The organism is Streptomyces sp. NPDC045026 (genome assembly GCF_056432625.1).
This window is the reverse complement of the sequence record NZ_JBWKIS010000017.1, coordinates 168,219-175,769: the sequence shown is the minus strand read 5'-3', so window position 1 is coordinate 175,769 and position 7,551 is coordinate 168,219. Positions and strand designations below refer to the sequence as shown.

General features: G+C 70.1%; 5 protein-coding genes and 1 pseudogene. 3 read left to right on the top strand and 3 right to left on the bottom strand.

Annotated elements, in window-relative coordinates; translation table 11 throughout:
* The 3 genes and pseudogenes from AC07EJ_RS30320 to AC07EJ_RS30310 form a co-directional block, all read right to left on the bottom strand.
* Positions 1–119, bottom strand: a pseudogene (locus tag AC07EJ_RS30320) (MaoC family dehydratase); the annotation flags it as partial.
* 5 nt (positions 120–124) lie between these two features.
* Positions 125–1,090, bottom strand: a complete 966-nt coding sequence (locus AC07EJ_RS30315; RefSeq protein ID WP_478885473.1) for an HpcH/HpaI aldolase/citrate lyase family protein — start codon at positions 1,088–1,090, stop codon at positions 125–127.
* Between the two features lie 58 nt (positions 1,091–1,148).
* Positions 1,149–2,327 carry an acyl-CoA dehydrogenase family protein gene (locus tag AC07EJ_RS30310; protein WP_478885472.1) on the bottom strand — a complete coding sequence of 393 codons (1,179 nt, stop codon included), beginning with the start codon at positions 2,325–2,327 and terminating at the stop codon, positions 1,149–1,151.
* Positions 2,328–2,506: 179 nt separating this feature from the next.
* Between AC07EJ_RS30310 and AC07EJ_RS30305 the strand changes: the two genes are divergently transcribed.
* The 3 genes from AC07EJ_RS30305 (at position 2,507) to AC07EJ_RS30295 (ending at position 7,492) form a co-directional block, all read left to right on the top strand.
* Positions 2,507–4,165, top strand: coding sequence for an AMP-binding protein (locus tag AC07EJ_RS30305; RefSeq protein WP_478885471.1), 1,659 nt, complete (start codon positions 2,507–2,509; stop codon positions 4,163–4,165).
* Between the two features lie 67 nt (positions 4,166–4,232).
* On the top strand, positions 4,233–5,903 hold the full coding sequence (locus AC07EJ_RS30300) for a class I adenylate-forming enzyme family protein (protein WP_393588969.1): 1,671 nt from the start codon (positions 4,233–4,235) through the stop codon (positions 5,901–5,903).
* A gap of 122 nt (positions 5,904–6,025) precedes the next feature.
* Complete coding sequence (locus AC07EJ_RS30295; RefSeq protein ID WP_393588967.1) at positions 6,026–7,492, top strand: aldehyde dehydrogenase; 1,467 nt, start codon at positions 6,026–6,028, stop codon at positions 7,490–7,492.
* Positions 7,493–7,551 lie beyond the last annotated feature (59 nt).

The window sequence follows — 7,551 nt, the reverse complement described above, 5'->3', positions numbered from 1 at the left end:
TGGTGGTTCATCGTCAGGAGACAGAAGAGGTGGTCGTCGTACTCGGTGACGGTCTTTCCGGGCCAGTGCTTGTAGACCGCGCCGACCTCGAACTCTTCGTAGGTGCGTCCGAACTGCATGGTGCTCAGGCCTCCGGGGCTTCGAACTTGGAGGTGCGCTGCATGCCCGCGGTGCGTCCCTTGCCGGAGATGACGAGGGCCATCTTGCGGCTGGCCTCGTCGATCATCTCGTCGCCCAGCATCGCCGAGCCCTTCCTGCCGCCGGCCTCGGACGTGCAGTAGTCGTAGGCGTCCAGGATCAGCTCGGCGTGGTCGAAGTCCTCCTGGGAGGGGGAGAAGACCTCGTTGGCGGCCTCGACCTGGCCGGGGTGCAGGACCCACTTGCCGTCGAAGCCGAGGGCGGCGGCACGCTGGGCGACCTCGCGGTAGCCGTCGACGTTCTTGATCTGGAGGTAGGGGCCGTCGATCGCCTGGAGGTTGTTGGCGCGGGCGGCCATCAGGATCTTCATCAGGATGTAGTGGTAGGCGTCGGCGTCGTAGCCGGGCGGCTGCTCGCCGACGACCAGGGACTTCATGTTGATGGAGGCCATGAAGTCGGCCGGGCCGAAGATGATCGTCTCGACGCGCGGCGAGGCCTGCGCGATCGCGTTGACGTTGTTGAGGCCCTGCGCGTTCTCGATCTGCGCCTCGATGCCGAGCTTGCCGGTCTCGAAGCCCATCGTCTTCTCGATCTGCGTGAGCAGCAGGTCGAGCGCGACGATCTGCTGGGCGTCCTGGACCTTCGGCAGCATGATGCAGTCGAGGTTGTGGCCCGCGCCCTCGACGACCGTGACGACGTCGCGGTACGTCCACTCGGTGGTCCAGTCGTTGACGCGCACGACGCGGGTCTTGCCCGTCCAGTCACCCTCGTTGAGGAACTTGACGATGGTGTGCCGCGCTTCCGGCTTGGCGAGCGGCGCGCAGGCGTCCTCCAGGTCCAGGAACACCTGGTCGGCGGGCAGGCCCTGGGCCTTCTCCAGGAAGCGGGGGTTCGAACCCGGTACCGCGAGACACGAACGGCGCGGACGCAGACGGTTGACGGGACTGGTCATGCACTCAACTTCCTTGAATTGACGGCGGGTTGGTTCGGCGGACCGGTCGCCGGCCGGCTCAGCGGCCGAGCAGTTCATCCGAGATGATCTTCAGCTGGATCTCCGAGGTTCCTTCGAAGATCTTGGTCAGGCGGGCGTCGCGCCAGTAGCGCTCGACCGCGAAGTCGGTCGTGTAGCCGGCTCCGCCATGGATCTGGATGCCCTCGCTCGTGACCCACTCGGCCATCTCGGTGGCGTGCTGCTTGACCATGGACGCCTTGACGCTGCTCCGTCGTCCGCCGTCGATCTCGGCGCAGACCTGGTACATCAGGGCGCGGGCGGCCTCGATCCGGGTGGCCATGTCGGCGATCTTGAAGCGGATGGCCTGCTTGTCCGCGATGGGCCGGCCGAACTGCACCCGGGTCCCGGCGTAGGCGATCGAGTCCTCGAGGGCCCCGCGGGCCAGGCCGATCGCGCGGGCAGCGGTGTGCACGCGGGCGATGTCGAGGTCCGCCATCGCGATCCGGAACCCCTTGCCCTCCTCGCCCAACATCATCCCGGGCTCGACGCGGGCGCCGTCGAAGGAGAGCTCCCAGGTCTTCCACCCGTGGTAGCCGATCTTGCGGACCGGTGTGCCGGTCACGCCCTGGGGGAGCGTGCCGCGGGGCTTGGGCATGAGGAAACAGCTGATGCCTTCGGAGCGGCGTTTGGGGTCGGCGGCCATCGGGCGGGTGCGGGCGAAGACCTGAAGGTAGTCCGAGCCGTCCGCGAAGGTGCACCACATCTTCTGGCCGTGGATCCGCCAGCCGTCGCCGTCGCGTTCTGCCCGACAGCGCATGCTCGCCACGTCCGAGCCCGCCTCCGCCTCCGACAGAGCGAAGGCGGAGAGGAACTCGCCCCTGGCCATCATCGGCAGGTAGGCGGCGCGCTGGGCCTCGTCGAGGCCGTGGGTGAACTGCTGGCCGCGCGCGACCAGGCTGGCGACGCTCATCCAGCCGCGGGCCAGCTCCTCGACCACGAGGGCGTATTCGAAGACGCCGAGGCCCAGTCCGCCGTACGCCTCCGGGATCAAGATGCCGAAGAAGCCGAGGCCGGCCATCTTGTCCCGCAGTTCCATGGGGATCTCGCCCTGGACGGGATCGAGCTCGTTCGCGACCGGCAGCACTTCCCTGGCCGTGAACTCGCGCGCCAGTGTCCGGATCGCCAGCCGGTCCTCGCTCAGGTGTGTGTCCGCCCGTGTGCGGCCCTGTGTGCTCACGGATCCTGCTCCCTGTCCGCCCGATGGGGCTGTCTGCGCCCCGCCGACAGGGCCGCAGGTGAATGGCCGTTCGTCGCCGGAGTCGTCCTCTCGATACCCACAGTCTGGCGGCCCGACTCAAATAAGTAAACACTTGATCGCGGATTGAGTCTTTACTTATCGACAGGGTTGGGTGCAGGATGCGCGTCATGGAGCTCAACCTTTGGCGCATTTTCCAGCGGGTATCTGAGGCGCTTCCCGAACGTTCCGCAGTGATTCAAGGCGAACGTGTTTTCACATATGGGCGACTGGCGGACCAGTCGGCGCGCCTGGCACACGTGCTCGGGGCGCACGGGCTCGGCTGCCGGGCGGAACGCGACGCGCTCCAGCCCTGGGAGATCGGACAGGACCGGATCGGGCTGCTCATGCACAACTGCCCGGAGTACCTGGTCGGCATGTTCGGCGCCTTCGCGGCCCGGGCGGCCCCCTTCAACATCAACTACTCCTACGTGGCCGACGAGCTGGAGTATGTGCTGAACGACGCGGAGGCGGCAGCCGTCGTCTACCAGGCGCGCTTCGCACCGAAGATCGCCGAGGTGCTGCCGCGCCTGAAGCGGCAGCCGCTGCTGATCCAGATCGCCGACGCCTCCGGTACGCCACTGCTCCCAGGGGCGCTTGACTACTCGGCGGCCCTGGAGGACGCGGACCCCGCGGCGATCCCCGCCGATCAACAGCCGGACGACATCAACCTCCTGTACACCGGCGGGACCACCGGCATGCCCAAGGGCGTGCTGTGGCGCCAGTCCGACCTGTTCCTGAGCGCGCTGGCACGCGGGAGTCACCGCACCGGGACGGCCGGCGCCGAGGAGGTGGCCGCCCACGCCGCCCAGCGCCGCGGCAGCCGGATCCTCGTGTGCGCACCGATGATGCACGGCGCTGCGAGCCTCAACTCCTTCAGCGCGCTCCTGTACGCGGACACCGTCGTCTTCAGCCGGGTCGACGGGCAGTTCGACGCCGCCGACGTCTGCCGCACCATCGAGCGCGAGCGGATCAATTCCATGATGATCGTCGGCGAGGCCTTCGCCCGGCCGCTGCTACGGGAACTGGCCGCTCACGACTACGACACCTCCAGCCTGCGCATCCTCATGTCCGGGGGCGCCCCGATGACGCAGCGGAGCAAGGACGGAGTCGCCGAGCGCCTGCCCCGGGTCGTCCTGCATGAACTGCTCGGCGCCTCCGAGACCGGCGGCGCGCTGCAGCGGGCCGACGAGAGCGACCGCGACCGCCTCGACGCCGGCGTGTTCGCCCGCCGCCCCGGGGCGAACGTCGAGGTCCTCGACGAGGCGCGGACCCGGATCGAACGACCCGGGCACACCGAGCCCGGCTGGTTCGCCGTCGCCGGAAGCATTCCGCTGGGTTACCTCGGTGACGAGGAGAAGACCCGGGCCACCTTCGCCTCCGTGGCAGGGGTCCGCTGGTCCGTCCCCGGCGACCGGGCGAGGCTGCGGGCCGACGGGCTGATCGAGGTGCTCGGCCGGGACTCCACCACCATCAACACCGGCGGCGAGAAGGTCTTCGCCGAGGAGGTCGAGGAGGCCCTGCTGACCCACCCGGCCGTCAAGGACGTCGCGGTGGCCGGACGACACAGCGAGCGCTGGGGGCAGGAGGTCGTCGCGCTGGTGTCCCTCGTCGACGGAGTCCAGGTCACCGACGAGGAGCTCCGCGAGGCGGCGGCCCGCCGAATCGCCCGCTACAAGCTGCCCAAGGCCGTCGTGCGCGTGGACCAGGTCCGTCGCACGCCCAGCGGCAAGATCGACCGTCCCTGGGCCGGGCGGGCCGCGGCCGACAGCGTGGCCTGACCCCCACCCGGGCGCGGGCCGCGTGACCGGTACCGCACCCACCCGATCGTGAGAGAGAGGTTGTCCCATGGCCGAGGTATGGCCGGCGCACATGCCGCGATCGCTGGAGTATCCCGAGGCGGGCCTCGATGCCCTCGTCGAGGCGGCGGCCCGGCTCTACCCGGAGCGGACCGCGCTCGTCGACGGCGAACAGTCACTGAGTTACGCCGCGTTCGCCGACCTGGTCCACCGGGTCGCGGGAGGGCTGCGTGAGCGTGGCATCGGCCCAGGCGACATCGTCGCCCTCCACATGCCGAACTCGCTGTGGTACCCCATCAGTTACTACGCGGTGGTGACCTGTGGCGCAGCCGCCGCACCGCTCAACCCGGCCCAGCCCCCGGCCGCCCTCGCGGTTCAGCTGCGGGAGCTCGGAGCCACCGCCGCCGTCACCCACGCCAGTTGCTTCCCCGCACTGGCGGCGGCCGGCACAACCGGCCTGCGCCTCATGGTGTGCGCACCTGCCACCGCCGCCGCACCGGCCGACGGCACGCCACCCACCACCCTCACCGGTCTCGAACAGCTCGCCGCCGCCGCGCCATTGAGCGGCCCTCCGGTGTCCCCGGACGCACTGGCGCACCTCCAGCTCACCGGAGGCACGACCGGCCGGGCCAAGGGCGTACGGGTGCTGCACCGCAACCTGCTTGCGCACGTGCTCCAGCAGTCCGCCTGGCGCACCGGGCATCTTCCCCGCACCGACGCCGCGGGCCGACTCCGTCTCGAACCAGCGGCCACCGGCCTCGACACGTTCCCGCTCCGCCCGTGCGGCGGTGTCGTGGTCACCGTCGCCCCGATGTTCCACGGCCTGGCCCTGGTCTCTCACGCGATGAACATTCTGACCGGCGTCACCGTCGTCCTTCCGGGCCGGTTCCAGGCCCACGACTATCTCGCCGCCGTCGAACGGCACCGAGCCACCTACGTCGTCGGCGCACCCGCCTTCTACCACGCCCTGCTGCGCGCGGCCGGGGAGTCGTCCTACGACCTGGGTTCCGTCCGGGCGACGTACAGCGGCGGAGCCCCGCTCGACACGACGGCCCTGGAGCGGCTGCGCCAGGTCTTCCCGCACGCGGTGGTCGGCGAGGGATACGGGCTCAGCGAGGCCACCGGCAGCCTGGTCTCCACCCTGCTCGACCAGCCGGAGGAGAACCCGCGCGGCAGCGTCGGCCTTCCCGTCTTCGACACCGAGATCCAGATCCGCTCCGCGGACGGTGACCGCGTCCTGCCGGCCGGCGAGATCGGCGAGATCTGGGCTCGCGGCCCGCAGATCGCCGACGGTTACCACGGCGCACCCGAACTGACGGAGCAGCAGTTCCGAGAGGGCTGGCTGCACACCGGTGACCTGGGACGCCTCGACGACCGGGGCTTCCTGTTCCTGGCCGGCCGCTCCAAGGACATGCTGATCTACAAGGGCTACAACGTGTACGCGCAGCACCTGGAGGAAGTCCTCGCCGCCCACCCTGACGTCGCCCAGGTCTCCGTCGTCGGAGCCCCGAGGGAGGGCGTCGGCGAGATCCCCTTCGCCTTCGTCGTACTGCGTGAGGGGGCAGTGGCCTGTCCTGGGGACCTCATGGATTTCGTGGCGGCGCGCGTCGCGCCGTATCAGCGCATCCGCGAACTGCGCACCGTCCCCGCGCTGCCGCTGTCGGCCACCGGAAAGGTGCTGAAAACCGAACTGCGTGCCCTGGTGGCCGCCGCCGGCTGAGCCGCACGCTGCCTGACCCGACCGCCGGACCGCCCGGCTGCCCGACCGCCGGACCACCATCAACTGTCCCCATCAGCAGCACGAATCCCGTGCTGTCCCGCGCGAGATCGAAGGAGTTCCCCGTGGCCGAACTACGCGAGCACGACCGGCTGTTCATCGGCGGCACCTGGCAGGCCCCTGCCGGAACCGAGGTCATCGAGGTCGTCTCCCCGCTCACCGGGGAGGTCGTGGGCCGGGTCCCGCACGCCTCCCGGGACGACGTCGACCGCGCCGTCGCCGCCGCCCGCGAGGCCTTCGACGCCGGCCCGTGGCCGCTCCTGCCACTGGAGGAACGCATCGCCGTGGTGGAGCGGATCGGCGAGGGCATCACCGCCCGTCACGCAGAACTGGCCGCGCTCATCTCGGAACAGAACGGCTGCCCCGTCACCTGGGCCGTGCCGGGACAGGCCCTCGTGGCGAGCGCCGTGGTGAGTGCCGCGGTGGCGACCGCCCGCCAGTTCCCGTTCGAGGAGCGCAAACAGGGCATGTTCGGCCCGTTCGTCCAGGTGCACGAGCCCGTCGGCGTGGTCGCGGCCGTGGTGCCGTGGAACGTGCCGCTCTTCGCGGCCGTGTCCAAGCTGGCCCCCGCGTTGCTGGCCGGGTGCCCGGTCGTGCTCAAGCCTTCTCCGGAGACTCCGCTGGACTCCTTCGTCCTGGCCGAGATCGCCGCCGCGGCCGGGCTGCCCAAGGGAGTGCTCAGCATCCTGCCCGCCGACCGTGAGGTCAGCGAGTACCTGGTGGCCCACCCCGGAGTGGACAAGGTGAGCTTCACCGGCTCCGTCCCGGCCGGCAAGAGGATCATGGAAGTGGCCGCCGCCAGGCTCGCCAGGGTCACCCTTGAACTGGGCGGCAAGTCGGCCGCGGTCGTCCTGGAGGACGCCGACCTGGAGACCGTCGTACAGACCGTCCTCTCGCGCAGCTTCGTCAACAACGGACAGATCTGCGTGGCGCTGACGCGTGTGCTGGTCGCCCGCAGCCGCTACGACGAGATCGCCGCCGCCCTGGTCAAGGCGGTCTCCGCGCTCAGGACCGGCCCGCAGCACGACCCGGACACACAGGTGGGTCCGCTGGTGAGCAGGCGTCAGCAGCAACGAGTGCTCGACTACATCCGCATCGGACGGGAGGAGGGAGCGGAACTGCTCAGCGGCGGGGGTGTGCCGGCCGGGCTCGAACAGGGCTGTTTCGTCGAGCCGACCCTCTTCGGCGGGGACAACACCATGCGGATCGCGCGTGAGGAGATATTCGGTCCGGTCGTCGTGCTGATCCCGTTCGAGGACGAGGACGAGGAGGAGGCGGTGCGCCTGGCGAACGACTCCGACTACGGACTCGCGGGGACCGTCTTCTCGGCCGACGAGGAGCGCGCGCTCCGCGTCGCCCGTCAGATCCGTTCCGGCACGCTGGGCGTCAACTGCGCCCGCCTGGACCCGCTCGGCACCTTCGGCGGCTTCAAGGAGTCGGGCCTGGGCCGCGAACTCGGCGCGGAGGGGCTGGCCGCCTACACCGAGATCAAGACGGTCCACCTGCCGGCCGAGGCCCCCGCCCGCGCCTGACGCGTGTATGTCCTACCCCTTCATCTCGTCGCCAGAGCCATGCCCAACGCTGTGAGGAG

Coding starts and splice junctions, on each gene's coding strand:
- AC07EJ_RS30300 (WP_393588969.1), top strand. CDS start 4,233: ATGGCCGAGGTATGGCCGGCGCACATGCCGCGATCGCTGGAGTATCCC.
- AC07EJ_RS30315 (WP_478885473.1), bottom strand. CDS start 1,090: ATGACCAGTCCCGTCAACCGTCTGCGTCCGCGCCGTTCGTGTCTCGCG.
- AC07EJ_RS30305 (WP_478885471.1), top strand. CDS start 2,507: ATGCGCGTCATGGAGCTCAACCTTTGGCGCATTTTCCAGCGGGTATCT.